This window comes from Rudaea sp. (assembly GCF_036560865.1).
Taxonomy (GTDB): Bacteria; Pseudomonadota; Gammaproteobacteria; order Xanthomonadales; family Rhodanobacteraceae; genus Rudaea.
On the sequence record NZ_DATBQK010000117.1, the window covers coordinates 1 to 25,973 of the forward strand.

The window sequence follows — 25,973 nt, forward strand, 5'->3', positions numbered from 1 at the left end:
ACGACTTCATCGATGCGTACATCGAATTGAAGATGCAGGAGGTGTCGAGGTTCCGTGCAGCGACCCATCCCATCGAATACCAGATGTATTACTCGATTTGAGGGGCCACTCCTTGGCCGCGAGTTTTTGCGGTCGAAGACAAATGCAAAATGTCATTCCGGTGAACGCCGGAATCCAGTTATCTTTGACCTTTATCAATATTTCACAAGTCATTGGATCCCGGCTTGCGCCGGGATGACGAGCAGGCGAGTTCCATGACGCCAGGAATTATTGGATTGAGGTGCGCCAGTATTGTTGGAGCACTGTTCGGTTTGATTTCCGCGGTTCACGCAGCCCCCGCTGAGTTCGCCGCGCCGCCCGGCGCACGCACTTACGCAAACCCACTCGATCTGGATTACCGCTACAACTTCGAGCAGCTCAACGAAGGTATTTCCTATCGCACCGGCGCCGACCCGGTCATCGTGCCGCACGGCGGTGCCTACTATTTGTTCATGACCCTCGCCGATGGTTATTGGCGCTCGACCAATCTCGTCGACTGGAACTTCATCACACCGAACCGCTGGCCGTTCGACAGTATGGTGGCGCCGGCTGCAATCTCCGATGGCAATCGTCTGATCCTGATGCGTGCTGCGACCACGCCCGAGCCGGTGCTGGTGACGAAAGATCCCGCACGTGGTCAGTTCGATTTCCTGACGCGCATCCTGCCAGAGTTGCCCAACGCCGTGCCGCCGGGTTGGGACCGGGACTTGCCGGCCTGGCATGCCGGCGATGCGCAGCCGGCCAAGATTCCGCCCGGGCCGTGGGACCCAGCCTTGTTCAAGGACGACGATGGTCGCTGGTATCTCTACTGGGGCTCTTCGGATACGTTTCCGCTGTACGGAATCGAACTCGATATGCACGACGGCATGCGCTATATCGGCAAGCCGCGCGCGCTGATCGCCCTCGATCCGAAGCAGCACGGCTGGGAGCGCTTCGGTCAGGACCACACCGCCGAAGCGCACGCCGTGTATATCGAAGGTGCGTGGATGACCAAGGTGGACGGTCGCTACTACCTGCAATACGCGGCGCCGGGGACCGAATACAACGTCTACGCAACCGGCACCTACTTGAGCAACAGCCCGCTCGGACCGTTCGAGTACGCACCGTACAATCCGGTCGGTTACAAGCCGGGAGGCTTCGCGATTGGAGCGGGACATGGCAACACGTTCGCCGACAATCACGGCAATTGGTGGAACACCGGTACCTCGTGGATCGGGGTCAACTGGACGTTCGAGCGGCGCATCGACCTGTTCCCGGCCGGGTTCAGCGCGGATGGACAGATGGTTGTGTCGACGCGTTTCGGCGATTTTCCGCACTACATGCCCGAGGGTCGCGCCGAGGATCCGCAGAAACTGTTCACCGGCTGGATGCTGTTGTCTTATCGCAAGCACGCATGGGCGTCGTCGACGCTGGGCAAATTCGCTGCGGCCAATGTCACCGACGAGGATCCACGCACGTTCTGGGTCGCGGCGCACGACGAGCCGGGGCAGACGCTGACTGTCGATCTGGGCGCGCAGAAAACCCTGCGCGCAGTACAGGTGGATTTTGCCGACTACGAATCTGGCCGCTACGGCGACGCGCCGGATATTTACACCGAGTTTTCGCTCGAACATTCCGCGGACGGAAAAAACTGGAAGCCGCTCGCGTCGACCGGCAGCGAACGCCGCGATCGGCCGAACGCGTATTTCCAACTGCCCTCGCCGGTGCGCGCGCGCTACGTGCGTTACGTGCACGGGCATGTCGGCGCAGCGCATCTGGCGATCAGCGATTTGCGTGTCTTCGGCAACGCTGACGGTAAGCCGCCGCCCGCGCCACGCGAGGTCGCGGCGCGGCGCGATCCCGATCCGCGCTCCGTGACGGTGAGCTGGCGCGCGGTGGCGGGTGCGGTCGGCTACAACGTGCGCTGGGGGGGCAGGCCGGATCGACTCAATCTCTGCTATCAGGTATTCGCCGACAAGGGCACGCATCTGGAGTTGCGCGCCTTGAGCGCCGGCGTGTCCTACGACATCGCGGTCGAGGCGTTCGACGAAAACGGCGTCTCTGCGCTGAGCACGGTGGTACATGTGCCGTGACAGCGTGCGCATGGCGATAAGACCAGTCTCGATCGCCTCCCGTGCTTGCACTAGACTGGTGCAATGTTGATGGCCGTCCCCGCATTGCCAGGTCCCGCGCTCAAGGTCGAAGACCTGCTGGGCCAGCTCGAAACCGGCGTGGCCGTGCTCGATCGCAGCGGCGTGCTTGTGTACGCGAATCCCGCGTTCTGCGAGCTGTTCGCGGTGAGTCCGTCGCGCTCGCACGGTTTGCCGGTGCAGGCTCTGGGCGAGCCGGCGCGTGTGTTCATTCCGTTGGTCGAGCGTGTGCGCGCTGGCGGCGCCTCCGTGCGTCTGCGCGAGCAAACCCTGGAGACGCGCACCGGCCGCAGCCTGCACGCGGATATCGGCGTCAGCCTGTGGACCGACGATGGCGTGTTGCTCGAAGTGCACGAACTCGGTGCGGATATCAGCGCGATGCCGACCGCGCGCTTGTCTGAAAGCCTGCGCGGTCTCGCCCACGAGGTGAAGAATCCGCTTGCCGGGCTGCGCGGTGCAGCGCAATTGCTCAAACGCCGACTGGTAGAGCCCGACTTGGTGCGGCTGGCGGAACTGGTCATGTCCGAGGCGGATCGGCTCGCTGCACTGACCGATCGGCTGTTGCAACCCGGCGGCAAGCCGCATCTGTCCGTGCTCAATCTGCATGAGGTCGCCGAGCGCGCACGCGCGCTGATCGCGGCCGAGGCCGAACCCGCGCTGCGCCTGGAGCGCGACTACGATCCCAGCCTGCCGAGCCTGCGCGGCAACGGCGACCGCTTGCTCCAGCTCGTGCTCAATCTGATGCGCAATGCGCTGCAGGCCAAAGCCTCGCGCATCGGACTGCGCTCGCGCGCGGAACACAATGTATTGATCGGCGACAAGGCGGTGCGGCTCGCCGCACGGCTCGACGTCATCGACGACGGCGTCGGCGTGCCCGAAACCCTGCGCCACACCCTGTTCATGCCGCTGGTGTCCGGGCGCAGCAAGGGCACCGGGCTGGGCCTCGCGCTGGCGCAGGAAATCGCGCAAGAACACGGCGGCACGCTGAGCTACCGCAGCCGGCCCGGGCAGACCGTGTTCAGCCTGCTGCTGCCGCTCGGCAGTGAACCCGCGCGTGCAAGTGAAACGGGGTGGACCGACCATGGCTGAGGTCTGGATCGCCGACGACGACGAGGCGATCCGCTTCGTCCTCGGCGAAGCGCTGCGCGACATCGACGCAACGGTGCGCGAATTCGCCGATGCCGAAAGCCTGCTCGCCGCGTTCGCGCACGCCAAGCCGGCGGTCATCGTCAGCGATGTGCGCATGCCCGGCGCGAGCGGGCTGACCCTGCTCGAGCGTCTGCGCGAGATGGGCAACAGCGCGCCGGTGATCATCATGAGCGCGTTCACCGATGTCGCCTCGACGGCGGCTGCCTATCGCAACGGCGCGTTCGACTATCTGCCCAAGCCATTCGATCTGGATCAGGCCGTGGCGGCGGTGGAGCGTGCGCTCGGCGACACGCCGGCGGCGTCTGCGCCGGTTGTTTCCAGCAGTGGCGAAACCGAACTGATCGGCCATGCGCCGGCGATGCGCGAAGTATTCCGTCATATCGGTCGCGTCGCCGCGAGCGATCTGAACGTATTGATCACCGGGCCGACCGGCACCGGCAAGGAACTGGTCGCGCGCGCCTTGCATCGCCACAGCGCGCGCGCGGCGCACGCCTTCGTCGCGCTCAACACCGCGGCGATTCCGGCCGAGCTGCTCGAATCCGAACTGTTCGGCCACGAAGCCGGCGCGTTCACCGGCGCGCACAAGCGCAATAGCGGACGCTTCGAACAGGCGCAGGGCGGCACCTTGTTTCTCGACGAAATCGGCGACATGCCACTGTCGTTGCAGACGCGCCTGTTGCGCGTGCTCGCCGAAAACGAGTTCTATCGCGTCGGCGGACGCGAACTGATCCGTGCCGACGTGCGCATCGTCGCCGCGACCCATCAGGACCTCGATGCGAAGGTCGCCAGCGGCGAGTTCCGCGCCGACCTTTTGCACCGGCTCGACGTGATGCGTCTGTCGCTGCCGCCGCTGGCTGAGCGTGTGCAGGACATACCGTTGCTCGCCACTTATTTCATCGACCGCGCCACGCGCGAAATGCGCCTCGAGCCCAAGCGCATCACGCCGTCGGCGCTGAACGCGCTGACCCAGATGCGATGGCCGGGCAATGTGCGGCAACTCGAAAATCTGTGCCGGCGTTTGGCCGTGATGACTCCCGGGCGCGAAATCCGCGCGCAGGACCTGCCCGTGGCGGAAAGTCCGGTCACTGCGAAAAATTCCGTCTGGCGCGACGAACTGCTGCGCAGCGTGCGCGCGCGCCTGGCGCGCGGCGAGCGCGGCATCTACGACGCGCTGCGCGCCGAATTCGACAGCGCGCTGATCGACGCGGCGCTGGTCGAAAATGGCGGCCGCCGTGCGCGTGCGGCGCAGCAACTCGGTCTCGGTCGCAACACGCTGACGCGCAAGGTCGGCGCGTCGCGCAAGCGCGGTGCGAGCAAGCCGCCGCAATCCTGAAGTATATTTTTCCACAACGAGATCCATACCGATGATCCGCATCCGCGATGCCGTGCCCGACGATAGCGACAGCCTCGTCGAATTCAATGCGGCGATGGCGCTGGAAACCGAAAACATGGTGCTCGATCCGGCGACCCTGCGCGCGGGCGTCGCCGCACTGCTCGCGCAACCGCAACGCGGCTTCTATCTCGTCGCCGAGGATGCGGGGATCGTCATCGGCTGCCTGATGATCACGCATGAATGGAGCGACTGGCGCAACGGCGACTGGTGGTGGCTGCAGAGCGTCTATGTGCGTGCCGACTATCGCCGGCACGGCGTATTCCGCACGTTGTACGCCGATGTCGAACAGCGCGCGCGCCGTACCGAAGGCGTGATCGGTTTGCGCCTTTACGTCGAGCGAGACAATGCGCGCGCGCAACGCACTTACGCTGCGCTGGGCATGCAGCCCACCCACTACGCGATCTATCACCAGACTTTCTGAAGGCCCGCTCTCATCACCTGCCGCATTCTGCCGCTTCCGTGCATCGTGTAATTGGCAAGTCTGCAGGCTATGCTTGCGTGAACGTATCAGAGCGGGCGAAATGGGTATTGCAAGGGCGCGGCACTGGCTTTCAAGGCAGGCACAGGATGCATGGCAATTGTTCATTGCCCCGGGGATTGCCGCCCTGTTGCCCTGGTCGCTCGGCTATCGTTGGCTGTGCTGGTTGAGCCGGCATACCAAGCTGTTCGACGAGGCCATCATTCCGGCCAAGAATATAGCGGCACAAAGTCTCGGCCTTGATGCGGAGCTGTTTGCCCAGCAGGCGAGGCTCATCATTCTGCTCGACCATTGCGATCTGTATTTATCGTTATTCCGGTTCTGGCGAAAAGGGCGGCCTTGGCATGTGCGCTGTCGAGGGGCTTGGCCCGCAACGGGCGGGTTTATTGCGGTTACTTTCCACTATGGAAACGGATATTGGATTTTCAGCACATTTCGCGATGTCGGTCGCCAATCGGGTACCTTGTATGCGCAACGTGAGCCGGCGCAATTTCGCGATCTTCCATTGCGCTATTGGTACGGCAGTTTGCGCATAAGAGAAGTCGAGAGAGTCGCGGGCCTCCCTGGAATCTTTCGTCCACATTTGCGCAAGGCATTCGATGTCTTGCGCGAAGGCGTGCCGATAACCGCGTTGGCGGACCTTCCACCGCGGTTGGCGCCGCAGGGGCAGCGCCCGGTGCGGCTGCTGGATCAGGCCGTAACCATGCCCGAAGGATTGATCAAGCTCGCTCGCAGCTGCAACGTGCCCTTGGTACCGTTTTGGACCGAGTTCGATCTGGAGAAGGGAATCCGGACTCTGGTCATCGGCGACACGCTCTCCCCTGAGAGCAGCGACATCGCGCTGCAGTCTCTGGCCAATATTCTCGATACCTGTATCCGCGCCACCCCTGCAGGCTGGATGTTCTGGCCGGAGTGGCCGCAATGGATTGCCGATTCGGCGGCAGTGACGGCGGGGTGAGGAAAAAGTACCGGGTATTGTGGCCGGAATGCAGGGTGTTTCTTCAAGCCGCGCTGGGCGCATAATGACGGCCCATATTCACTGGACGTGAGCAGGTTGTCCGCATGATCAAGCGCATTGCCGTTCTTGGCGGAGTCCGCATCCCGTTTTGCCGCAACAACACCGCATATGCCGATGTCGGCAATTTCGGCATGGCGGTGAAGACTCTGGGTGCGCTGGTCGAGCGCTTCGATCTGCACGGCGTCGAGCTCGGCGAGGTCGCGTTCGGCGCGGTCATCAAGCTCGCGGCCGACTGGAACTTGGCGCGCGAGGCGACGCTGTCTTCCGGACTGGCGCCGACCACGCCGGGCATCACCACCGCGCGCGCCTGCGGCACCTCGCTCGACAACGCGATCATCATCGCCAACAAGATCGCGGCCGGGCAGATCGAGGCCGGCATCGCCGGTGGCAGCGATACGACGAGCGACGTGCCGATCGTCTACAGCCGCGCGATGCAGCAGCGCCTGCTCGCGGTCAATCGCGCGAAGAGCACCGGTGACAAGCTCAAAACCGCGGTACAGGGTTTTTCACTCGGCGAATTGAAGCCGAGCTTCCCGGGCGTGGCCGAGCCGCGCACGGGCATGTCGATGGGCGAGCATTGCGAGTTGATGGCGCGCGAATGGAAAGTGACGCGGCAGGAGCAGGACGAACTCGCGCTGGCCAGCCACCTCAAGGCCGCCGCGGCCTACGAGCGCGGCTTTTTCAAGGATCTGGTCGTGCCGTTCCGCGGCCTCGATCGCGACGGTTTCCTGCGCCCCGATTCGACCCTGGAAAAACTCGCGGCGCTGAAGCCTGCGTTCGACAAGACCTCAGGCCAGGGTTCGTTGACCGCGGGCAACTCGACCGGACTTTCCGACGGTGCCTCCGCGGTGCTGCTCGCGAGCGAGGAGTGGGCCGCGGCGCGAGGGCTCAAACCCAAGGCATTCCTGACCCACGCCAAGGTCGCCGCGGTCGACTACGTGCATGGCGAGGGCCTGCTCATGGCGCCGACCGTGGCGGTGCCGCAGATGCTCGCCAAGGCCGGGCTGACCCTGCAGGATTTCGATTTCTACGAAATCCACGAAGCTTTCGCGGCGCAGGTAGCATGCACGCTGCGTGCCTGGGAAAATGTGGAATATTGTAAAAATAGACTGGGGCTGGACAAACCGCTCGGCAGCATCGATCCGGGCAAGCTCAACGTCAACGGCTCGAGTCTCGCGCTCGGCCATCCGTTTGCCGCAACCGGCACGCGCATCGTTGCGACGCTGGCGAAACTGCTCGAGGAAAAGGGATCGGGCCGAGGCCTGATTTCGATCTGCACCGCGGGCGGCATGGGCGTGACCGCGATCCTCGAACGACCGTAAATGATCAGATTCTGGCCATGACAGGCCAGAGGCGGCGGCAACGCGCGCTGCGCCGCCGCCGATCGAACTTCAGCCGATGCGGAACAACTGCTGCGAAAAACCCTTGCTGAGGAAGGACTGATTGCGCCGGCTCCACATGCGTTCCTGCAGTTCCACGCGGCGCGATTCCAGCCACTCCACCCGGTGCGCCTTGACCTCCTGCAGATCGACGCCACGACGCGCTGCCTGTTCCTTGCGGTAATGGCAGAAGTCTTCGTACGAGTCGATCTCGGGCTGCAATTCGCGCTGACAGATCTCGATCATGATCGCGTCGTCGAGAAAACCGAGCACGGGCACGTCATCCGGAATCACGTCGTCGGGCTCGGTGAAGTAGGTCAGCGCCGAGAGCACGCGATTGCGATCCTCTTCCGACAGGCCCCAGCCGACGTCGTTGACCATGTTGATCATCGACTCAAGCTTGCCGATGCGCGTGGCGATGAAATCCGGCATCTTCAGGTTGGCCGAGTCGACCAGAAGCTTGCTTGCGGCGTCGGTGATCTGCTGCGGGGTAAGGTTGGCTGACTTCTCTTGCACACGCTTGGACGCATCGATGAAAAACTGAAGGTCCGCGTCCTGAAGGTCGATTACGATTTGCAGAGGCATGGCTGTCGTCCGGTGGCTCGAAGTTGAAAGTCTGAAAAAGTCGATCCGTGACTTTCGCAAACGCGACGAATCCATCGCTGGCGCGATCGATTCGCGAGCGGGCCGTCCCGACCCGCAGGAATGTGACCTGGTCCAGAGTTTCCCTGAGGACCAGCGTAGCCAGCGCGCACAGGCGCGTCAAATACTTTTGCGATACCCGGGTGGGCAGGCCGGGGCGGCGTGGCTGTGCTGCTACATGACCGAGATCAGACCCGCGCCGAACGCGGTCACGATGCGGGTATAGATGGTTTTCAGCGGCAGATCGACCTCGGGGAAGTCGCCGACATCGGTATAGCAGGCGTAAAAACCGGGCGCGCCGGGCGCCAGCGGCGTGCAACCGGGGTTCAGCTCGAAGCTGCTGGCGTAGCGAAACGGCCAGAAGTCGAAGATCGGCAGCGCGGCGGAAAAGGCCGCGATTGCATTGTTGATGCGGCCTAGGAAGCGATTCGGTGGGCGCCGCGCGATCGTCCAGGCGTTCTCCGGCGCCGCGTCCTGCAGGATCGATGCACGCACGCGCTCGGCGAACGCGCGGTCGCGGACGACGATACCCGACTCGGTATTGTAGATTTCCGAGCGCGGATCGAAGTTATGCGAACCGATGACGGTGATTTCGCCGTCGATCACCATCGACTTCGCATGCAGGCCGACGCGTACGCCGCGGTGCTTCAACGGAGCCTGCGCGTATTTGGCACGGCGCTGCGGCACCGGCGCCGCGGTCGGTGCGGCGCCGAGTTCCGCGTAGTCCGCGATCAGTGCCGACGCCTCGGCCGGAAACGGCTTGAACTCGTGGATTTCGAAGCCGAGCTTCAGATAGCGCTTCTTGTACTTGTACGATAATGCGTAGACATAGAACGCATCGGTCGCGGCCAGTGAATTGGTCGACACGACAATACGCAAGTGCGGCTGCTGTTTGCGCAAGTCGCGAAACAGGCGCCGCGCGGCCGAACTCAGCACCAGATACGGCGTCTGCAGGACGATTTCGCTGTGCGCTTCGCGCAGCAAGGCCGCCAGCGGCTGCGTGGATTCGTGCGCCGGGCCCGCGCCGGACGTTGCCGGCTTGCCCGGCGCATCGGCGAAATAGTCGACGCGGCCGACGCGCTGCGCCTGGTCGGCGAAATGTTCGCGCATGAAATCGATATCGTCCGCGCGCCGGCTCAACTCGGCAACGCGCGCCGGATTGCGATAGCTGTGCGTGGCGTAAGGCGGCGCGTTGATGCCGGCACCCAGAATATCCGTGGCGACATCACGCAAACGGCTCAAGGCGACGGTGTGCGCATCGTTCCAGAATGCGGCGAACGAGGCGCGCATAGCAGCGCCCGCAGGACCCGCGACAAGCACGTCGCGGTCGCGATAGTCGAATGCGTCGTCCCAGTCGTAATAGCGATTTTCGTAGTTGCGCCCACCGACGATGCCGATCGTGTCGTCGATCAGGAACAGCTTGTCGTGCATGCGCTGGTTGAAGCGCCAGAAGCAGCAAAGTATACCCGCGGCGAATTCCAGTGGCGGCGTGCGTGCCTTGTGGAAGGTCGGGTTGTACATGCGCAACTCGAAATTCTCGTGCGCACGCGCGAGCGCGGCCAGCAGATGCGTGTCTTCGAGCGAAAACAACTGGTCAGCGATCACCTGCACTTTCACCCCGCGCCGCGCCGCGCGCACCAGTTCGTCGAGGATCAGATAGCCGGCATCGTCCTCGCTGAAGATGAAGGTCTGCACCGCGATGCTGCGCTGCGCGCTGCGGATCAGATGCACGCGCAGGAGCAGCGCGTCCGCGCCCCGATCGAGCAGATTCACGTAGTGCACGGGTTGCGCCGACGTGGATTGCGCGAGCGCGGCGGCGGCGAGTGCGCGATAGGGCGACGCACTCGCGCAGGCGTCTTCGCGCGCGGCCGCGCAATCGATCGCCCGATCCTGCGCGGCGGCGGCGGTCGCCGCCGCACGCCGGGCGTGCAGCGGATCAAGCGCGCAACCCGAAACCAGGCAAAGCAGCATTAGCGCCGCGGCCAGACCGATGCCGCGCCGCGTCTGCGCCAGGCCGCGCGGCCTCATCGGTCCGGATCGCTGGTCGGCGCCGCGGTATAGATAGAAAAGCGCAGCTCCACGTTGTTCGACAAGGCACCGCGTTGGGAATGCATGCCGAACTCGCTGCGCTCGATATTGCCATCGGCCTCGATCGGGCAATTTTCACTCTCGGCCGCCGGGCAGGTTGGTGCGATGAGATTGAAGCGCACATGCCGGGTGACGCCGCGCACGGTCAGCGCGCCGTCGATCTCGCCGCCGGTCTGCAGGCGCTGCAGCGGAGTCGATTCGGACACGAAGCGGATTTCCGGATAGTGCTGCGTGTCGAAGAACTCAGGCGACTTGACCCACGTCTCATAGCCGCGCGTACGCATCGACACGGTATTCGTATCGATGCGCGCGTCGACGACGGCACTGTTGCTGAAGCGGTCGATCGCGACGGTTCCATGCACGTGCGCGAAACGCCCGTGCACACCGACGAGCCAGAGCAGCTTTACCTCGAAGTCCGCATGCGAGCGCTGGCTGTCGAGTTCCAGCAATTGCGTGCGGTCCTGCGCAGGCGCCAGCAGCGAGCACGCGGCGAGCGCCCAGCCGGTCAGCCAGCGCCATAGTTGCGAATTCGAACCGGCGCGCGGCATCGTTGCGATCTGCACGGGCTCAGGCGCAGACGCGAAGGTGATTATTGATTTCCGCGATCATGGACGACCGCAAAAATTACGGTGCCCAGAACGCTTTGAGCTTGCCCGCTCCGGGTTCGACGGCGCCGTCGAGTTCGATCCAGACAACGCCGGCCGGCGGCACGCCGCGAAAGTCCCCCGACTGACCGGTGGCAAGCAGGGCTACCAAGGTCTCGAAGCCCGGATTGTGACCGACGAGCAGGAGCCGTCCGGCATCCGCGTTTTCGTCGATCAAGGCGACCAGCTCGCCCGCGGTCGCCTCGAAAATGCGCGGCTCCAGCGTCACTGGAACGGTGCCGAGCGCGTGTTCCAGCGTTTGCCGTGCGCGCAGTGCGGGCGAGCACAGCACGCGCGCGGGCAGGGCCGCATGGCTCTTCAACCACTGCCCGGCGCCTTTGGCTTCGACGACACCGCGAGCGCTGAGTGCGCGCGCCGTGTCGTCATCGCCGGATTTGGCGCTCTCGGCGTGCGCGTGGCGCAGCAGGATCAGTTCTCGTTTCATGTCTGCACCAAGTTTGTCTGCACCAGGTTCAATTCAATTTCTTCAGCCAGCGCAACAGTTTTCCCCAGTCTTCCTGGTGCGAGCGGACGGTTTCAGAGGAATAGTCGAAGATGCTCTTGCCGAGTCCGGTCATGAGCACGTAGCCCTGCGAGTCGTGCAACTGCGCGACCAGCGGAAAGCCGAATGTCTTGATTTCCTCGACCGCCTGCTGCGAGGCGATCGTCCACGGTTTCATGCGATTGCCAACGAGGCCGACCGGGACCTTGCCGCGCTTGATGCGCGACAGGCTGGCGATGCCGGCGAGGAAGGTCGCGGTCGCGTCCAGATCGATGCGCGAAGGCAGTATCGGGACGATCACCGCATCGACGTTGTCGAGAAAGGCATCCACATCCTGCGGGCGAATCGCCGCAGGCGCGTCGATAATGATGCGTTGCGTACCGTTGGGAATATGTGCCGCCCAGTCCGCGCGCGTACCCGGGATGGGCAGGACCGGATTGGCAAAGCCCGCCCGCCGCTCGCACCAGCGCTGGCTCGAGCCTTGCCGGTCGGTATCCACCAGCACGGTATTCTTGCCTTCATGGGCGTAGTGCGCCGCAAGATTGGTCGCAATCGTGGACTTGCCGCAACCGCCTTTCGAATTGGCCACCAGAATCTTCAGCATGCGCCAAACTCCTGTGCGTCGTCCGCCAAGAGTACACCGCGAGTCTGTCGCGGAGGAACCCCGGTCACTGCTGCACTGCGGGCGCGGTCAGCGGATCCTGAGTCGGTTTCGCATCGGGCGCCTGCCAATCGCGCGGCGGCTCGGACGCTATCTTCTGTTCGCGCAGCAGCGCGCTCACGGTGGCCAGCTCGTTGCCTTCCGATCCGAGCAGGCGCACATAGCTTTGCGCAAGCTCGGGGTCGACCGCGAAGCGATCGCTCACCTGCAGAAACTTCTCCTTCTGCCAACTGGCGGCGCGTTTGCGCGTCAGCATGACGTCGCGGTCGACGCCTGGCGCGAGCAAGGCTTCTTCGATCGCAAAGCCGGCGGCCTGCGAAATAAAGGTGCCGCCGCTCTCGAACTTGCGCGCGACCGCGAGACAGTCGGAGACCAGCGCTGCATCCTTTGCATCGGCCGCGGCGCAGAACTTGCCGAGTCGCGCCAAGGCCGCAGGCAGGATCGTGCTCGCCGTGCTGGTCGCGAAATTGATCCGCGCCGCGCTCGGGTTGACGCCGCGCCGCGCCACCTCGTCCGGAACCGGCAGTGTTTCCAGCGCATGGAACAGCGCCACCACGTCTGCCGCCCAGTAGTCGTCGAAACGTTGCGCCTGCGCCATGCGTGCCACGATCGCACGCGCCTTTTGCGCATTGCCGTCGGCCGGGTAAGACAGCAGCCAGGCCGCGGCATTCTCGGCATCGACGGTCTCCAGCGTCTTTGCCGCGGCCGGATCGGCACAGCCGGGCTTGGATGCGCAGGCGTTCGATGCGGCCACCCAGAGCACGAGCGGATCCTTGGGCCCGGACTCCTGCGCACGCTTGAGCAAGGCCGGGGTTTTCTTCGCGGCGAGGCGCGCAGGATCTTTCGCGTCCGGCGCCGCGATCTGCGCCGCAGCCATCAGCAGATGCGCGTCGGTGCGCAGGACCAGCAGGTTGATCAAATCGTGGCGGAACTGGGTAAAGACTTGTTCCTCGCTCACAGGCGCAGCGGGCGGCGCAGCGGGCGGCGCAGCGGCAGGTACGGCCTCGCCTGGCGGAGGATTCAACAATTGCGCACCGGCCAGACTCGGCAGCGCCGCCAGTGCGAACAACAAGAAAAATGGACGAGGCATGGGCGCACCCGCAGCGAAACAGGACGGCGAGTTTAGCCGCCCCGAGCATTACCGGCAGCTTAATGGCGGTTTTGCACCGCGAGGTGCGTGACTTTGGAATCATCTTGATAGTTTGCGATCACATATCTTTCTTCGCCGCCTCAGACCGGTCTTTGGCGAACCGCTGCTTGGCGTCCCATGCTGGCACAGTATAGAAATCGAGCATTGATGGACGGTTGAAGCCATCCACATACCTCTGATACACGATGATGCCGCCACTTGGCTTCCAAATCGCGATCTTGTTCTCGAACGAAGCACCCATTGCATTTTGCAACATTGAGGAGGTCATTAAAGGTTTGCCGTATTTCGACTCCATCGTTTCCAACACGGAATTGTATACATCCGGGCTAAGCCTATAAACGAGGATGTGCTCCAGCGACTGCTGATGAAATTCATAGGTCATTCCGACCTGATGCCCGGCGAACGTATCTTCAATCGAGCGCCCGGAGCTAGGCTCGCTCAGAGTACATTCTTGGTCTATGTAGCCGCCGTCGTAGTAAGGATTCATCTTGAGATCGGCGCTCGGATTGAAGCAACGAACCTGATTTCCAAATTTTGCCTTCAGAGAGTCGAAACTTGACCCAAGAGGTACGCCTTTCACCTCCTAGGGAGCCGATTGCGCTACTGCGATGGAAAAGACCAAAAATAAACAGCTCGCATGAAATACTCGCTTCATTTCCCTTCCTCTTGCTTGTTGAACAATTTTCACGGTCTCGCACCAGTAGCGCGGTTGCCCAGCGTGAATCTGTCGTCAAGGCCCTCCCCGTGAAGTAAACCGTCTTGCTCGGCGGTGTTGCCATACAGGCCGTTGAAATTCACGGTTGTGCAAATGCGCGCTTCAAAAACTCCGGTTGTGCCAGCGCGGCCTTGTGCGTATCGAGGTTGTAGTACTGCGTCGCAAACGATTTAGTGACAGCATCGTTTTCGCGGAATTTATCGAGATCGCCGCGCTTGCGCGCGAGCGTCGCGCTCCACCAGCCGGATGGATAGCACGGCTGCGGAAAGCACAGCGTACGCAACGATGCGAAACCGGCCGTGGTCATCGCGCTGCGAATGTCCTTGAGCAGGGGCAGATGCGCGAGCGGCGATTCGCTTTGCTGCACGACGATCCCGTCAGGCTTGAGCGCTTTGAGACAGGATTGATAAAACGCCGCGTTGAACAGGCCTTCAGCCGGGCCGATCGGATCGGTCGAATCGATGATGATCACGTCGAGCGATTCGGACGCGCATTCGGCCATCCATTTGATGCCATCGATAAACAGCAGTTGAGCGCGCGAATCGCCGTTGGATTCGCACAGCTCGGGAAAATATTTTTCGGCAAGGCGCGTGACGCGCTCGTCGATCTCCACCTGGATCGCGCTCTCGACCGAATTGTGGCGCAGCACTTCGCGCAGTGTGCCGCAGTCGCCGCCGCCGATAATCACCACGCGTTTCGGGTTCGCGTGGGTGAACAACGCCGGATGCGACATCATCTCGTGATAGAAAAAATTGTCGCGCGTGGTGACCATCATGCAGCCGTCGATGACCATGAGCTTGCCCCAGTCGGTCGTGTCGTAGATCTCGATCAACTGGAATGGACTCTGCTCGGAATGCAGCCTCTGGGTCACGCGAAAGCCGATTGACGAGCCGGAGTAATCGTGCTGTTCGGTGAACCAGGTGCTGGTGTCGTTCGACATGGGTCTTCTGCAAGTGTGGACACGGGAGCGCGATTGTAACGACTGTGCATGACGGAGGGCACGCAGGCGCCGGACAAGGTCGCTACAATACGCGTCCTTTCGATCCCGAGCCGGAGCCTTGAAGTGAGCGAGCAGCGCTGGACCCGTGACGACGCACGCGCCCAATACGCGATTGCGCACTGGGGCGAAGGCTATTTCGATGTCGGCGACGCTGGCCAGTTGCTCGTGCGTCCGCGCGGCGCCGAGGGCCCGGCGCTGGCGCTGCCCGAGATCGTCGAGGCGGCGCGCGCGCGCGGTTCGCGTCTGCCGCTGCTGGTGCGTTTCGCCGATATCCTGCGCCATCGTCTCGCGCGCCTGCAGGGCGCGTTCGCCACAGCGATGCGCGACTGGGACTACGCCGGCGGCTATACCGCGGTCTATCCGATCAAGGTCAATCAGCAGAAAGGCGTGGCCGGCGAGCTCGCGCTTGCGGGCGGCGCGGGCTTCGGCCTCGAAGCCGGTTCGAAACCGGAATTGATGGCCGTACTCGCGCTCAGCTCACCGGGCAGCATCGTCATCTGCAACGGCTACAAGGATCGCGAGTATCTGCGCCTGGCATTGATCGGGCGCAAGCTCGGTTTGCGCGTATTCATCGTGATCGAGAAGCCCGCGGAATTGAAACCTGCGCTCGAAGAAGCCAGGGCGCTCGGCGTCGAACCGTTGTTCGGCGTACGCGTGCGCCTGACCAGCCTCGGCGCGGGCAAATGGCAGAACACCGGCGGCGAGAAGTCCAAGTTTGGTCTGACCCCACGTCAGTTGATCACCCTGATCGACGAGCTCAAGGCCGCGAACCTGACGCATACGCTGCAGCTCCTGCACGTGTTCATGGGCTCGCAGATTTCCAATGTGCGCGATATCGCCAGCGGCATGCGCGAGGCGACGCGCTACTTTGTGGAATTGTGCAAATTTGGCGTGCCGATCGCCTATGTCGATGTCGGCGGCGGCCTCGGCGTCGATTACGAAGGCACGCGTTCGCGCTCGGCCTGTTCGATCAACTACGGCCTGGATCAATATGCGGCAACGATCGTCGAGCCGCTCGCACAGGCCTGCGCGGAACACGGCTTCACACAGCCGCATGTGATCAGCGAAACCGGCCGCGCGATGACCGCGCACCATGCCGTGCTCGTGACCAATGTCAGCGACATCGAACGCGCGCCGGAGGGGCGCATTCCGCCCGTCGATGCGGACGAGCCGGTCGCGCTGCGGCGTCTGCGCGAGATCCACGGCGAAATCGGCCAGCGCTCGGTGATCGAGCTGTATCACGAGGCGCAGCATCACTGGAACGAAGGCCACGCGCTGTTCGCGCTCGGCAACCTCAGCCTGCGCCAGCGCGCGCGTCTGGACGATCTGTACTACGCGATCGTGAGTGCGCTGCGTCCGCGCCTGAAGCCGGAGGAGCGCTCGCATCGGCAGGCGCTCGACGAGCTCAACGAAAAGCTGGTCGACAAGTATTTCGTGAATTTTTCCATTTTCGAATCGATCCCCGATTCCTGGGCGATCGACCAGATTTTTCCGATTGTGCCGATCAGCGGTCTCGACCGCGCGCCGGATCGGCGCGGCGTGATTGCCGACCTGACCTGCGACTCCGACGGTCGTATCGACGACTATGTCGATGCCGACGGCGTGGATGTGAGCCTGCCGCTGCACTCACCGATTGCGGGCGAGCCGTATCGGCTTGGCATTTTTCTGGTCGGCGCATATCAGGAGGCGCTCGGCGATATCCACAATCTGTTCGGCGATACCGATGCAGTGAATGTGCGCCTCACCGACGGTGGCGGTTATGAGTTCTCGCATCTGCGCCGCGGCGACACCACCGATTTGATGCTCGACTATGTCGGTTACGATCTGGATGCGCTGCGCGCCGAATATCGGAGCAAGATTGCTCGCGCGGGCATCGCCGGCGAACCGGCGGCTGCGTTGCAAGCCGCGCTCGAAGCCGGCTTGACCGGCTATACCTATTTGGCCGAAAACGATCAGGATTGAAACGCTCATGTCGGACTTACGAGTTGGTTTTATTGGCCTCGGCGCGATGGGCTGGGCAATGGCGGCGCATCTCAAGCGCGTCGGTTTGCTGGCGGGCGTCGCCAATCGCAGCCCGGCCAAGGCACAGGCGTTCGCAACCGAGCACGGCGTCGTCGCGGCGACGCCGGCTGAACTGGCGAAGATGTGCAATGTCGTGGTGCTGTGCGTGACCGCCGATGCCGATGTGCTGGCGGTGACACGCGAGATCGCCGCGAACACAAAGCCTGGCACGGTCGTGATCGATCACTCGACTGTCTCGTCGGCAACCGCGAAGCAGGCGCACGCGCTGATGCAGGCGGCCGGCAGTGATTTTCTCGACGCACCGGTGTCGGGTGGTGTCGAAGGCGCGAAGAACGGCAAGCTTTCGATCATGCTCGGCGGCGACGCGGCGACGCTCGCGCGGGTGAAGCCCATGCTCGAGGCCTACGGTGCGCGCATCGGTCATATGGGTGGCATCGGTGCGGGGCAGGACACCAAGGCGGTGAACCAGGTTCTGGTCGCAGGCATCGCCCAGGCCGTATGCGAAGGGCTCGCGCTCGGCGAAGCGCTTGGCCTGGATCCCGCCGTTCTGCTGCCGACGCTCGCCAGCGGTGCCGCTGCGAACTGGTTCCTCGACAAGCGCGGCGCGACGATGCTGCGCAACGAGTTCGGCGGCGGCTTCAAGGCGGCCCTGCTGCACAAGGACCTGCGCATCGTGCGCGAGGTCGCGCAGAATGCCGGCACCGACCACAGCATCGTCGACAAATCGATCGGCGATCTGGCGAAACTGATGGAACAAGGTTATGGCGACGAGGAGCACTCGGCGCTGATCCGTCTCAAGCGGCGCAAGAACTGACGGCTAATGGTTCGGCGCGTCGGCGACCGGGAAGGAAGGGATATTGTTTTCGGCCAGGGCGCGCTTGGCCGCTTCCGTTTCGCTGGCACTTGCATACGGCCCGAGGCGCACGCGCGTCTTGCCATCGACCGAGCTGGTATAGACCTTGGCCGAGAATCCGAGCAGGGCGAGCCGCGCCTTGAATTCCTCGGCCGCTTTCGGGTCGCTGGTCGCGCTGACCTGCAGCATGTAATGCCCGCCGCCCGTGGGTGCAGCCGCCGGCGTCTGCGCTGCGGTTGCATTGTTGGTTGCATTTGCATTCGCCTGCGCCGCCTGTTGCTGCGCGCGCTGCTGCTCGGCCTTGGCTTTGGCCGAGAGCTCGGCATCCGGAATCACCACTTCCTTTTCCGGCAACACCGAGTAGAAATCGAAATTGCTCTTCGCCGCGGCCGCCGACTTCCTTGCCGCCTCATCGGCCAGCGGCTGCTCAGGTTCCTTCGGCGCGGTCGCTTCCGGGTTTGGCTGCGGCAGATTCTTGTTGCGCAGGGTCGGCAGCTTGCCGCCGTAGAGAACGGCGAGCGACAACACGACACCGAGCAATGCGCCCAGCAGCAACCACACCCATGCCGGCCACGCCCGGCGTTCGCCGCCACGAAAGGCTTGTTTCCCGCGTCTAGCTGCCATAGTCCTCGATTACCTGAATTCGAACATTCGATCGCACGCTACATGGCTTCCGGCGCGGACACGCCAAGCAGATCCAGCCCGTTGGCCAAGACCTGACGCGCGGCTGTGGCCAGCGCGATGCGCGCGTCGCGCAGGTCGGCATCGTCCACGATGAATTGATGTGCGTTGTAATAGGTATGCAGCGCGTACGCAAGTTCGCGCAGGTATTGCGCGATCAGATGCGGTTCGAGATTTGTCGCTGCCGCTTCGACGATCTCGGCGTAGCGCGCGATCTCGACCATCAGCGCGCTTTCGTGCTCGTTCTGCAGCCGTGCGAGATTGGCCAGACCGTTGTCGCGATTCCACGCCAGCCCGCGCTCGCCGAGCTGGCGCAGCACGCTGCACACGCGCGCATGCGCATACTGGATGTAGTACACCGGATTGTCGTTGGACTGCGCGCGCGCGAGGTCGATGTCGAACACCATCTGCGAATCCGACTTGCGCGCAATCAGAAAGAAGCGCGTCGCATCACGACCGACTTCGTCGATCAGATCGCGCAAGGTCACGTAACTGCCGGCGCGTTTGGAAATCTTCACTTCCTCGCCACCGCGCATCACCGTGACCATCTGATGCAGCACATATTCGGGATAGCCTTTCGGGATGCCCGCATCGAGCGCCTGCAGGCCGGCCTTCACGCGCATCAGCGAGCCGTGATGATCGGCACCGAGTTCGGTGATCGCGCGCTGATAGCCGCGCTGCCACTTGGACAGGTGATAGGCGACGTCGGGCACGAAGTACGTGTAGGTGCCATCGGACTTGCGCATCACACGATCCTTGTCGTCGCCGAAATCCGTCGTGCGCAGCCACAGCGCGCCGCCTTCCTCGTAGGTGTGGCCGTGGGCGATGAGCTCGCGTACGGTCTCTTCGACCTTGTCGTCGGCGTATAGCGAGGATTCGAGGAAGTAGACGTCGAAGCTCACGCCGAACGCGGCGAGGTCGGCGTTCTGCTCACGACGCAGATATGCGATTGCGAAGCGGCGGATCGCGTCGAGATTGTCGCCGTCTTTTTCGCCGACGACGGTATGATTTTCGAACGCGACGCTGTCGCCGCGCAGGTATGCATGCGCAACGTCGACGATGTAGTCGCCGCGATAGCCGTCGGCCGGCCACGACGGGTCGTCGGGCGTCATGCCTTTGGCACGTGCCTGCACGGATTTGGCGAGGTTGTCGATCTGCGCGCCCGCATCGTTGTAGTAGAACTCGCGCATCACCTCGGCGCCCGATGCGGCGAGCACGCGCGCCAGACAGTCGCCGACCGCCGCCGCGCGGCCGTGGCCGATATGCAGCGGCCCAGTCGGATTCGCCGAGACGAACTCGACGCCCGTCCTGCGGCCGGCGCCGATCGTGCTGCGACCGTAGTCGGCGGCAGCGGCGTGCACCGCGCGGATTTCCGCGTGATAAGCGGCCGGGCTCAGGAAGAAATTGATGAACCCGGGTCCGGCGATTTCCACTTTTTCCACAAGTACACTTTGTGGCAACGCGGCGACCAGCGTCTGCGCGAGCGTACGCGGGTTCGCGCGCGCGGCCTTGGCCAGCAGCATTGCCGCATTGCAGGCGAAATCGCCATGCTCCTTGCTGCGCGTGCGCTCGATGACGAAGGCGGGGTGGGCGTCGGCCGGCAGCGTTGCGTTGGCCCGCAGACGGTCCAGCGCCTGTTCGATGAGGAGGCGTAGCGGTTCTTTCACAGGGAAACTCTCGGGATCAGCAGCGTATTGTAGGGCCTGGCGTCAATTCGCCAAACGGCAGGCTTCCTGCCGTATCACGCAATGGCGTTGGCGCAAGCGGGAGCCGCAAGCCGGGAAGCCCGATGCGGGCCTCACCACCTGTGGATAAGTATGTGTATAGCCGCGGCGCCTAGCCGAATGCGGATTCAGCGTCAACAGGCACAGAGGCCTGGCATGGGGCTGCTTGACAACGCTAAGTGTTTGATAGTGATGCCTTTACTACTCATCTTCAAAGTGTAACCAATTTGTAAAAAGTTGAATTTGCAGCGAATGCTGCATTGTGTATAAATCCACGCGCTAACTGTCTGTCCCGGCGTAAGAATTTCGCAACATGAATTGCGTATTCTGCGCTTCGTTGCAGGCGCTGGACTCAAGCGAGGGACCTGCGGGGCGTGCGAGATACGCACGTTGCGCACCGGTGCACGGATGCGCCGGCGCCTGCACGTCTCACGTCGACATCGAGCGTGCAATACACGCTAAAGAGAGAGTCGCAATGCGCCGTGCGGCGCAGCGTCGCGCTCAGCCGATCGCCGCAACGATCTGGCGAAATGCATCGACCACTTGTGCGCCGTTGGCCAGCGGTTTGTGCAGCGTGGCGCGCGAGTACAAATCGACGGTGAGTCTCTTGAGTTTCTCGGCATTGTCGAGTTTGCCGGCCTCGAATGTGCGCCGGCCATAGTCCGAGCCGAAGTGATGCAGCTCGAAAAAATAACGCTCCTGTCCCGCGGTCAGGAAATTCAGCATCGGCAGCGCGGCCTCGGTGCTGTCCGGATTGCGGTAGCTGCGCAGCTCACGTTCCAGGCACAGGCGCTCGGCGCTGGCCATGAACACCGGAAACGGCTCGGCCACGTTCGCCGTATCCAGATCGGCGGCAATCAGCGCAAGCTCCAGCGCGTGCACGATACGCGCATCGTTGCGCCAGCCGGGTGCGTGCTTGTCGAGTTTCTTGTCGAGCTTGCGCGCGAGCGCGCCGCGCGACTGCACCAGCAGTTCGGCGGTGTTGTATTCGAGCATTGACGGCGGCGGCCGCGCATCGAAGGTGCTGCCCGCGATCATGAGTTCGATGCCGATGAAAATATCGCGATGCTTTTGCGGCGAAAACCCGGTAAGCGCGAGGATACGCAGCGCTTCCTCGAGACTCGCGCGTTCGTTGCTGCCGATGCCGGCCTCGATCAGCGGGGCTTCGCGCTGGCGCAGGTCGTGGGTCGCGGCGAACAATGCGAGTAGGAACCAGTCGCTGACGCTGAGCGCGCGCATGCCGATCGTGTCGATCAGCCGTTCGATGCGCGGGCCGAGAATTTCGACGATATGACCCTCGTTGTGATACGGGTGATAGTCGTCGCCCCAGCTGCCGTAGCGGAAGGCCATGCGACAGAATGCGATCAGCACGGCGTCGGTTGCGTTGCGGACCAGGCTTTTCGGCCGGTCCGCGATCACCGGCGCGAAACGCTGCAGGCGGCGCTCGATCAGCGCGAGCAAATCCGGCCGGCGTTGCCGCATCAGCGCGCGCGCGCTGGCCACATCGGGCACGCGTTGCTCGATGGCGTCGACGGGAAATTCGCGCGGATAGGAAAAAATCACGGTTACGGCGTCGTCCGGGCCCCTCTGGCAAAGTATAGCCGGGTCGCATGCCGAACTGCGCACGGCGTCATTTCAGAGCATTCCGCGTGTCGCCAGCGAGGTCGGTGCACCGCCACCGACGATAAAATGATCGAGCACGCGCACATCGATCAGTTGCAGCGCCTGTTTCAGCTGCGCGGTGATCTCGCGGTCTGCCTGGCTGGGCTCAGCGACGCCGGACGGGTGGTTGTGAGCGAAGATCACGGCGGCCGCGTTGTGCGCGAGGCAGCGGCGCACGACCTCGCGCGGATGCACGCTGGCGCCGTCGATCGAGCCGCGGAACAGCTCTTCGAAGGCAAGCATGCGGTGGCGGTTGTCAAGGAACAGGCAAGCGAACACTTCGTACGGGTAGGCGGCAAGCCGGGTGCGCAGAAACGTGGCGCAGGCCGACGGGTTGGCGAGCGCGTCGGGGCGGCCCAACTCCTGCGCCAAGTAACGCCGGCCGAGCTCGAGTGCGGCGTGCAGACGGCAAGCCTTGGCTGCACCGAGCCCGGGCAAGGCGGCGAGCGCTGCCGCGCCGAGTTCAAGCAGAGACCTCAGGCCGCCGTCGCGGCCGAGCAGTTCGCGGCCCAGATCGACCGCGGTCTGCCCACGCCGTCCGCTGCCGAGGAAGATCGCCAACAGTTCGGCATCCGACAGTGCCGCGGCGCCGCGCATCATCAGCTTCTCGCGCGGACGTTCGTCTTCGGGCCAATCGCGTATGGTCATGCCGAAATGTTCGGTCGAAACGTCGAATCGCGCAGCCGGCATGCGGCCGAATTCCGGTAAGCTATATGCGGATTTTGTTGTCGGCGGAATTCCTACATGGCTGAACAGAGCCAGGCTCAAGGCAATCTCGGTTCGCTGCGTGTGCTGCTGGGCGTTTCCGGCGGCATCGCGGCATACAAGGCGGCTGAGCTTGTGCGCCGGCTGCGCGACGCGGGCGCCGAGGTGCGCGTCGTGCTGACCGAAAACGCAGCGCGCTTCGTCACTCCACTGACGTTCCAGGCGCTGTCCGGCCAGCCGGTGCGCACGGGCTTGTGGGACGAAGCCGCCGAAGCCGCGATGGGCCATATCGAACTTGCGCGCTGGGCGCGGCGCATCGTGATCGCGCCGGCAAGCGCGGATCTGATCGCACGCCTCGCGCACGGATTCGCCGACGACCTGTTGACCACGCTGTGTCTGGCCAGTGCCGCCCCGCTCGCGCTGGCGCCAGCGATGAATCAGCAGATGTGGGCGCATGCGGCGACGCAGGCAAATGTGGCCACGTTGCGCGCGCGTGGTGTCGATGTACTCGGACCGGCTGCGGGCAGCCAGGCCTGCGGCGAGTTCGGCGCGGGCAGATTGCTCGAAGCCGACACGATCATTGCCGAACTGGCTGCTCTGCATGGCCCCAAATTGCTTGTCGGCACCAGCGTGCTGGTCAGCGCGGGCCCCACGTTCGAGGATATCGATCCGGTGCGCTTTATCGGCAACCGCAGTTCCGGACGCATGGGTTTCGCCGTTGCCCAGGCCGCGGCCGAGCAAGGCGCCAGCGTGCATCTCGTCGCGGGTCCCGTACATCTGCCGACCCCGGCTGGCGTCGTGCGCATCGACGTGCGCAGCGCGCGCGACATGCGCGAGGCGGTGATGCTGCAAATTCCACAAAGCAATATTTATATTTCTTCCGCGGCGGTGGGCGACTTCCGTCCCAACGACGTCGCCACGCACAAGCTCAAGAAAAACGGCAGCGAATTCGTGCTCACGCTGACCGAGAATCCGGATATTCTCGCCGCCGTCGCCGCGCTGAAGAAGCGGCCCTTCGTCGTCGGCTTCGCCGCGGAGACGCACAACGTCGAGGGTTACGCGCGCGCCAAGCTCGAACGCAAGAAACTCGACCTGATCGCCGCCAACCGCGTCGGCAACGGCGAAGGCTTCGACACCTGCGACAACGAAATCCTGCTGCTCTCACGCGACGGCTCCGAGCGCCTGGCGCGCGCCGACAAGCTCGCGCTCGCGCGCCAGCTGGTGACCCGTATCGCTGAGCGCTACACCGCGCAGGCTTCCGCGTCGAAGCGTGCGCCGGCGAGGAAAGCGCGCGCCGGGAAAGAGCGCTCCGCGCGGTGATCGGCGTCGAGTTGAAAATCCTCGATCCGCGCGTCGGCCGCGAATTCCCTTTACCCGCGCGGGCCACATCGGGATCGGCCGGCATGGACTTGCGCGCCGCGCTGGATGCGCCGCTGACCCTGCAGCCCGGCGCGTCCGCGCTGGTTCCGACCGGGATCGCGATTCATATTGGCAACCCGGAGTATTGCGCGCTGATCCTGCCGCGCTCGGGACTCGGCCACAAGCATGGCCTTGTGCTCGGCAATCTCGTGGGGCTCATCGATGCCGATTACCAGGGGCCGCTGATGATTTCATGCTGGAATCGTGGCGAGGCTGCGTATACCATCGCACCAGGGGACCGCGTTGCGCAACTGGTGTTTTTACCGGTGGCGTGCGCCGAATTTCTCGTGGTCGACGACTTCGCCGCAAGTCAGCGCGGCGACGGCGGATTCGGTCATTCGGGCAGCGGTTGAATGCGGCGCGCTTGCACAGCAAGTCAAGGCATACGGCACACGCATGGGCACGTCAATTGAGAACTCGGATACGGGCGCAGAGGCAGATCCTGCGACGCCTGCGGATTTGTTGCCGGATCCCGGGCCGCCGAGGCCCGTGGCGCCCGCACCCACACTGCAATCCCGCGTCACGGCGGCACTGCTCGGGCTGCGGCGCTACGGCTACTTGATTGGGGCGACTTTGGCCTTGCTGGCCGCTGCCTTTCTGTTGTGGCAGACATGGCTGGTGTTCAGCGAGCGCAGCGAGACGGCGCGAGTCGACGAGGTGCGCGATTGGGAAGTCCGTACGCTTGGCAATCTCATCACGGTTGATCGTACGCGTGTGCAGAGCGCCGTTGCTGACGAGGCGGTGACGACAGCGCTGGCGCAGGGCGACGTAGGCCGCCCCGCGGCCGCAGAAGCGTTGAAACGGGTCCTGCCGGATCTGGTCAGCGTGGACTTTTATCGCCCGGATATCGCCGATGTGATCTCGGCTAATTTTCCCCAGTTCGGCTATGCCAAGGCCTCGGTAATCGTCCAGGCTCATCGACTGCAGCATATGGGGCCGATGCAGTCGGCGACCGGCGTCGGCAAACAGCGCAATCTGGTGGTCGCCCTGCCGGTTCTGCGTGACAACCAACTCGTCGCCCTGGCTTACGTTGCCCTGCCGTTCGCTCCGGTGATCGCCGCGTTTGGGCAGCGCGAACTGACGGCGGCGCGCGCGGAGTTGCGTCAGGGTGACGGCAACGGCGATCTCGTGCTGGCGAGCATTGGCAACATGAGCGCCGGCAGCACACTCAACACACAGGGAGTACCGATAGCCGACAGCACACTGCGCATCGGTACGGCGCCACCGTTGCAACCTATTTTCGTTCCGCGCGAGTTGGGGTTGCTGATCCCGCTGCTGCTGCTCGCGCTGCTGATCGGCGCGCTGACGTTTTACGCGCGCGATCAGGGTTTGCGAGCCATGTTCGATCGTCTGTCAGGACGCGACCCTGTATCCGCGCTCGCTCAATCCACGCTGCAGCGCAAGAAAACGGAACCGGTTGCGGCTGCCTTGGTCGGCGCCGACAAAGCCGCTCAAGCCGCCGGACCGGCGGTTGCAGTCAATCGCAGCATGTTTCGCGCCTACGATATCCGCGGCGTGGTCGGCAAAACCCTGAACGCCACGGTCGCACGTGAAATCGGCCGCGCGATCGGCAGCGAGGCGATCGGCCGTGGCCTCGCGGAAATCGCGGTTGGACGCGATGGTCGGCTATCCGGCCCGGAACTCTCGGATGCGCTGATTGACGGGCTGCGCAGCAGCGGCGTCAACGTGGTCGACATCGGCGCTGCGCCGACCCCGGTGTTGTACTTCGCCACCTATCACCGCGAGATTGGTTCGGGCGTGATGGTCACCGGCAGCCACAATCCGCCCGACTACAACGGCTTCAAGATCGTGCTCGGTGGCGAGACGCTGTCCGAAGACGCAATCCAGAAACTGTACAAGCGCATCGTCCACCGCGATTTCACCAGCGGCGCAGGTGGTCTGCGGATGCTCGATCTGGCG

At 63.7% G+C, this 25,973-nt stretch carries 22 protein-coding genes and 1 pseudogene; 11 read left to right on the plus strand and 12 right to left on the minus strand.

What is annotated here, in order from left to right:
- The first annotated feature begins 311 nt into the window (after positions 1-311).
- From VIE67_RS11960 to VIE67_RS11985, 6 genes are all read left to right on the plus strand, one after another.
- The gene (locus VIE67_RS11960) at positions 312-2,111 is read left to right on the plus strand and encodes a family 43 glycosylhydrolase (RefSeq protein ID WP_332026503.1); all 1,800 of its coding nucleotides are present in this window, start codon (positions 312-314) and stop codon (positions 2,109-2,111) included.
- A 63-nt stretch (positions 2,112-2,174) separates the two neighbouring features.
- Positions 2,175-3,257: a nitrogen regulation protein NR(II) gene (glnL, locus tag VIE67_RS11965; protein ID WP_332026504.1), complete on the plus strand. Its 1,083-nt coding sequence runs from the start codon at positions 2,175-2,177 to the stop codon at positions 3,255-3,257.
- Positions 3,250-4,650 carry a nitrogen regulation protein NR(I) gene (gene ntrC, locus VIE67_RS11970; RefSeq protein WP_332026506.1) on the plus strand — a complete coding sequence of 467 codons (1,401 nt, stop codon included), beginning with the start codon at positions 3,250-3,252 and terminating at the stop codon, positions 4,648-4,650. Before glnL ends, ntrC begins: the two co-directional genes overlap by 8 nt.
- A gap of 31 nt (positions 4,651-4,681) precedes the next feature.
- Positions 4,682-5,131: a GNAT family N-acetyltransferase gene (locus VIE67_RS11975; protein WP_332026509.1), complete on the plus strand. Its 450-nt coding sequence runs from the start codon at positions 4,682-4,684 to the stop codon at positions 5,129-5,131.
- A 73-nt stretch (positions 5,132-5,204) separates the two neighbouring features.
- A complete protein-coding gene (locus VIE67_RS11980; RefSeq protein ID WP_332026511.1) occupies positions 5,205-6,146 on the plus strand; it encodes a hypothetical protein in 942 nt (313 codons plus the stop codon).
- Between the two features lie 104 nt (positions 6,147-6,250).
- Complete coding sequence (locus VIE67_RS11985) at positions 6,251-7,528, plus strand: acetyl-CoA C-acetyltransferase (RefSeq protein ID WP_332026512.1); 1,278 nt, start codon at positions 6,251-6,253, stop codon at positions 7,526-7,528.
- A gap of 69 nt (positions 7,529-7,597) precedes the next feature.
- Here VIE67_RS11985 and VIE67_RS11990 read toward each other — a convergent pair whose 3' ends face one another.
- The 8 genes from VIE67_RS11990 to speE form a co-directional block, all read right to left on the minus strand.
- Positions 7,598-8,170, minus strand: coding sequence for a YkvA family protein (locus VIE67_RS11990; RefSeq protein WP_332026514.1), 573 nt, complete (start codon positions 8,168-8,170; stop codon positions 7,598-7,600).
- Between the two features lie 231 nt (positions 8,171-8,401).
- The gene (locus VIE67_RS11995; protein ID WP_332026516.1) at positions 8,402-10,255 is read right to left on the minus strand and encodes a phospholipase D family protein; all 1,854 of its coding nucleotides are present in this window, start codon (positions 10,253-10,255) and stop codon (positions 8,402-8,404) included.
- Positions 10,252-10,863 (minus strand): YceI family protein, encoded by a 612-nt coding sequence (locus VIE67_RS12000; RefSeq protein ID WP_332026518.1) that lies wholly within the window; start codon positions 10,861-10,863, stop codon positions 10,252-10,254. Before VIE67_RS12000 ends, VIE67_RS11995 begins: the two co-directional genes overlap by 4 nt.
- A gap of 76 nt (positions 10,864-10,939) precedes the next feature.
- The gene (locus VIE67_RS12005; protein WP_332026520.1) at positions 10,940-11,404 is read right to left on the minus strand and encodes a SixA phosphatase family protein; all 465 of its coding nucleotides are present in this window, start codon (positions 11,402-11,404) and stop codon (positions 10,940-10,942) included.
- 28 nt (positions 11,405-11,432) lie between these two features.
- Entirely contained in the window at positions 11,433-12,065 is a 633-nt protein-coding gene (locus VIE67_RS12010) for a nucleotide-binding protein (RefSeq protein ID WP_332026522.1), read from the minus strand.
- Between the two features lie 64 nt (positions 12,066-12,129).
- Positions 12,130-13,212, minus strand: a complete 1,083-nt coding sequence (locus VIE67_RS12015) for a hypothetical protein (RefSeq protein ID WP_332026524.1) — start codon at positions 13,210-13,212, stop codon at positions 12,130-12,132.
- 118 nt (positions 13,213-13,330) lie between these two features.
- The gene (locus tag VIE67_RS12020; protein ID WP_332026526.1) at positions 13,331-13,759 is read right to left on the minus strand and encodes a hypothetical protein; all 429 of its coding nucleotides are present in this window, start codon (positions 13,757-13,759) and stop codon (positions 13,331-13,333) included.
- A gap of 307 nt (positions 13,760-14,066) precedes the next feature.
- A complete protein-coding gene (speE, locus tag VIE67_RS12025) occupies positions 14,067-14,927 on the minus strand; it encodes a polyamine aminopropyltransferase (RefSeq protein WP_332026527.1) in 861 nt (286 codons plus the stop codon).
- A gap of 123 nt (positions 14,928-15,050) precedes the next feature.
- On the opposite strand from speE, the gene speA reads away from it, so the two are divergent.
- Together speA and VIE67_RS12035 are read left to right on the plus strand one after the other, a co-directional pair.
- Entirely contained in the window at positions 15,051-16,949 is a 1,899-nt protein-coding gene (gene speA / locus VIE67_RS12030; RefSeq protein ID WP_332026529.1) for a biosynthetic arginine decarboxylase, read from the plus strand.
- A 7-nt stretch (positions 16,950-16,956) separates the two neighbouring features.
- On the plus strand, positions 16,957-17,823 hold the full coding sequence (locus VIE67_RS12035; RefSeq protein WP_332026531.1) for an NAD(P)-dependent oxidoreductase: 867 nt from the start codon (positions 16,957-16,959) through the stop codon (positions 17,821-17,823).
- Between the two features lie 3 nt (positions 17,824-17,826).
- Here VIE67_RS12035 and VIE67_RS12040 read toward each other — a convergent pair whose 3' ends face one another.
- From VIE67_RS12040 to radC, 4 genes are all read right to left on the minus strand, one after another.
- Entirely contained in the window at positions 17,827-18,486 is a 660-nt protein-coding gene (locus tag VIE67_RS12040; protein WP_332026533.1) for an SPOR domain-containing protein, read from the minus strand.
- 38 nt (positions 18,487-18,524) lie between these two features.
- The gene (gene argS / locus VIE67_RS12045; RefSeq protein WP_332026535.1) at positions 18,525-20,210 is read right to left on the minus strand and encodes an arginine--tRNA ligase; all 1,686 of its coding nucleotides are present in this window, start codon (positions 20,208-20,210) and stop codon (positions 18,525-18,527) included.
- Between the two features lie 558 nt (positions 20,211-20,768).
- Positions 20,769-21,830 carry a hypothetical protein gene (locus tag VIE67_RS12050; protein WP_332026537.1) on the minus strand — a complete coding sequence of 354 codons (1,062 nt, stop codon included), beginning with the start codon at positions 21,828-21,830 and terminating at the stop codon, positions 20,769-20,771.
- Between the two features lie 72 nt (positions 21,831-21,902).
- Complete coding sequence (gene radC, locus VIE67_RS12055; protein WP_332026543.1) at positions 21,903-22,577, minus strand: RadC family protein; 675 nt, start codon at positions 22,575-22,577, stop codon at positions 21,903-21,905.
- A 96-nt stretch (positions 22,578-22,673) separates the two neighbouring features.
- Between radC and coaBC the strand changes: the two genes are divergently transcribed.
- The 3 genes and pseudogenes from coaBC to VIE67_RS12070 form a co-directional block, all read left to right on the plus strand.
- The gene (gene coaBC, locus VIE67_RS12060) at positions 22,674-23,954 is read left to right on the plus strand and encodes a bifunctional phosphopantothenoylcysteine decarboxylase/phosphopantothenate--cysteine ligase CoaBC (RefSeq protein WP_332026539.1); all 1,281 of its coding nucleotides are present in this window, start codon (positions 22,674-22,676) and stop codon (positions 23,952-23,954) included.
- Positions 23,951-24,406 carry a dUTP diphosphatase gene (dut, locus tag VIE67_RS12065; protein WP_332026541.1) on the plus strand — a complete coding sequence of 152 codons (456 nt, stop codon included), beginning with the start codon at positions 23,951-23,953 and terminating at the stop codon, positions 24,404-24,406. The genes coaBC and dut overlap by 4 nt, the downstream gene beginning before the upstream one ends.
- Positions 24,407-24,449: 43 nt before the next feature.
- A pseudogene (locus tag VIE67_RS12070) lies at positions 24,450-25,973 on the plus strand (hypothetical protein); the annotation flags it as partial.

What these genes read in the sequence shown, in the direction of transcription:
- ntrC (WP_332026506.1), top strand. Translation starts at nt 3,250, where the DNA reads ATGGCTGAGGTCTGGATCGCCGACGACGACGAGGCGATCCGCTTCGTC.
- radC (WP_332026543.1), bottom strand. Translation starts at nt 22,577, where the DNA reads ATGACCATACGCGATTGGCCCGAAGACGAACGTCCGCGCGAGAAGCTG.
- VIE67_RS12010 (WP_332026522.1), bottom strand. Translation starts at nt 12,065, where the DNA reads ATGCTGAAGATTCTGGTGGCCAATTCGAAAGGCGGTTGCGGCAAGTCC.
- speE (WP_332026527.1), bottom strand. Translation starts at nt 14,927, where the DNA reads ATGTCGAACGACACCAGCACCTGGTTCACCGAACAGCACGATTACTCC.
- VIE67_RS12015 (WP_332026524.1), bottom strand. Translation starts at nt 13,212, where the DNA reads ATGCCTCGTCCATTTTTCTTGTTGTTCGCACTGGCGGCGCTGCCGAGT.
- VIE67_RS12000 (WP_332026518.1), bottom strand. Translation starts at nt 10,863, where the DNA reads ATGCCGCGCGCCGGTTCGAATTCGCAACTATGGCGCTGGCTGACCGGC.
- VIE67_RS11995 (WP_332026516.1), bottom strand. Translation starts at nt 10,255, where the DNA reads ATGAGGCCGCGCGGCCTGGCGCAGACGCGGCGCGGCATCGGTCTGGCC.
- coaBC (WP_332026539.1), top strand. Translation starts at nt 22,674, where the DNA reads ATGGCTGAACAGAGCCAGGCTCAAGGCAATCTCGGTTCGCTGCGTGTG.
- VIE67_RS11975 (WP_332026509.1), top strand. Translation starts at nt 4,682, where the DNA reads ATGATCCGCATCCGCGATGCCGTGCCCGACGATAGCGACAGCCTCGTC.
- VIE67_RS12005 (WP_332026520.1), bottom strand. Translation starts at nt 11,404, where the DNA reads ATGAAACGAGAACTGATCCTGCTGCGCCACGCGCACGCCGAGAGCGCC.
- VIE67_RS12035 (WP_332026531.1), top strand. Translation starts at nt 16,957, where the DNA reads ATGTCGGACTTACGAGTTGGTTTTATTGGCCTCGGCGCGATGGGCTGG.
- glnL (WP_332026504.1), top strand. Translation starts at nt 2,175, where the DNA reads ATGTTGATGGCCGTCCCCGCATTGCCAGGTCCCGCGCTCAAGGTCGAA.
- VIE67_RS11990 (WP_332026514.1), bottom strand. Translation starts at nt 8,170, where the DNA reads ATGCCTCTGCAAATCGTAATCGACCTTCAGGACGCGGACCTTCAGTTT.
- VIE67_RS12020 (WP_332026526.1), bottom strand. Translation starts at nt 13,759, where the DNA reads ATGAATCCTTACTACGACGGCGGCTACATAGACCAAGAATGTACTCTG.
- VIE67_RS11985 (WP_332026512.1), top strand. Translation starts at nt 6,251, where the DNA reads ATGATCAAGCGCATTGCCGTTCTTGGCGGAGTCCGCATCCCGTTTTGC.
- VIE67_RS12040 (WP_332026533.1), bottom strand. Translation starts at nt 18,486, where the DNA reads ATGGCAGCTAGACGCGGGAAACAAGCCTTTCGTGGCGGCGAACGCCGG.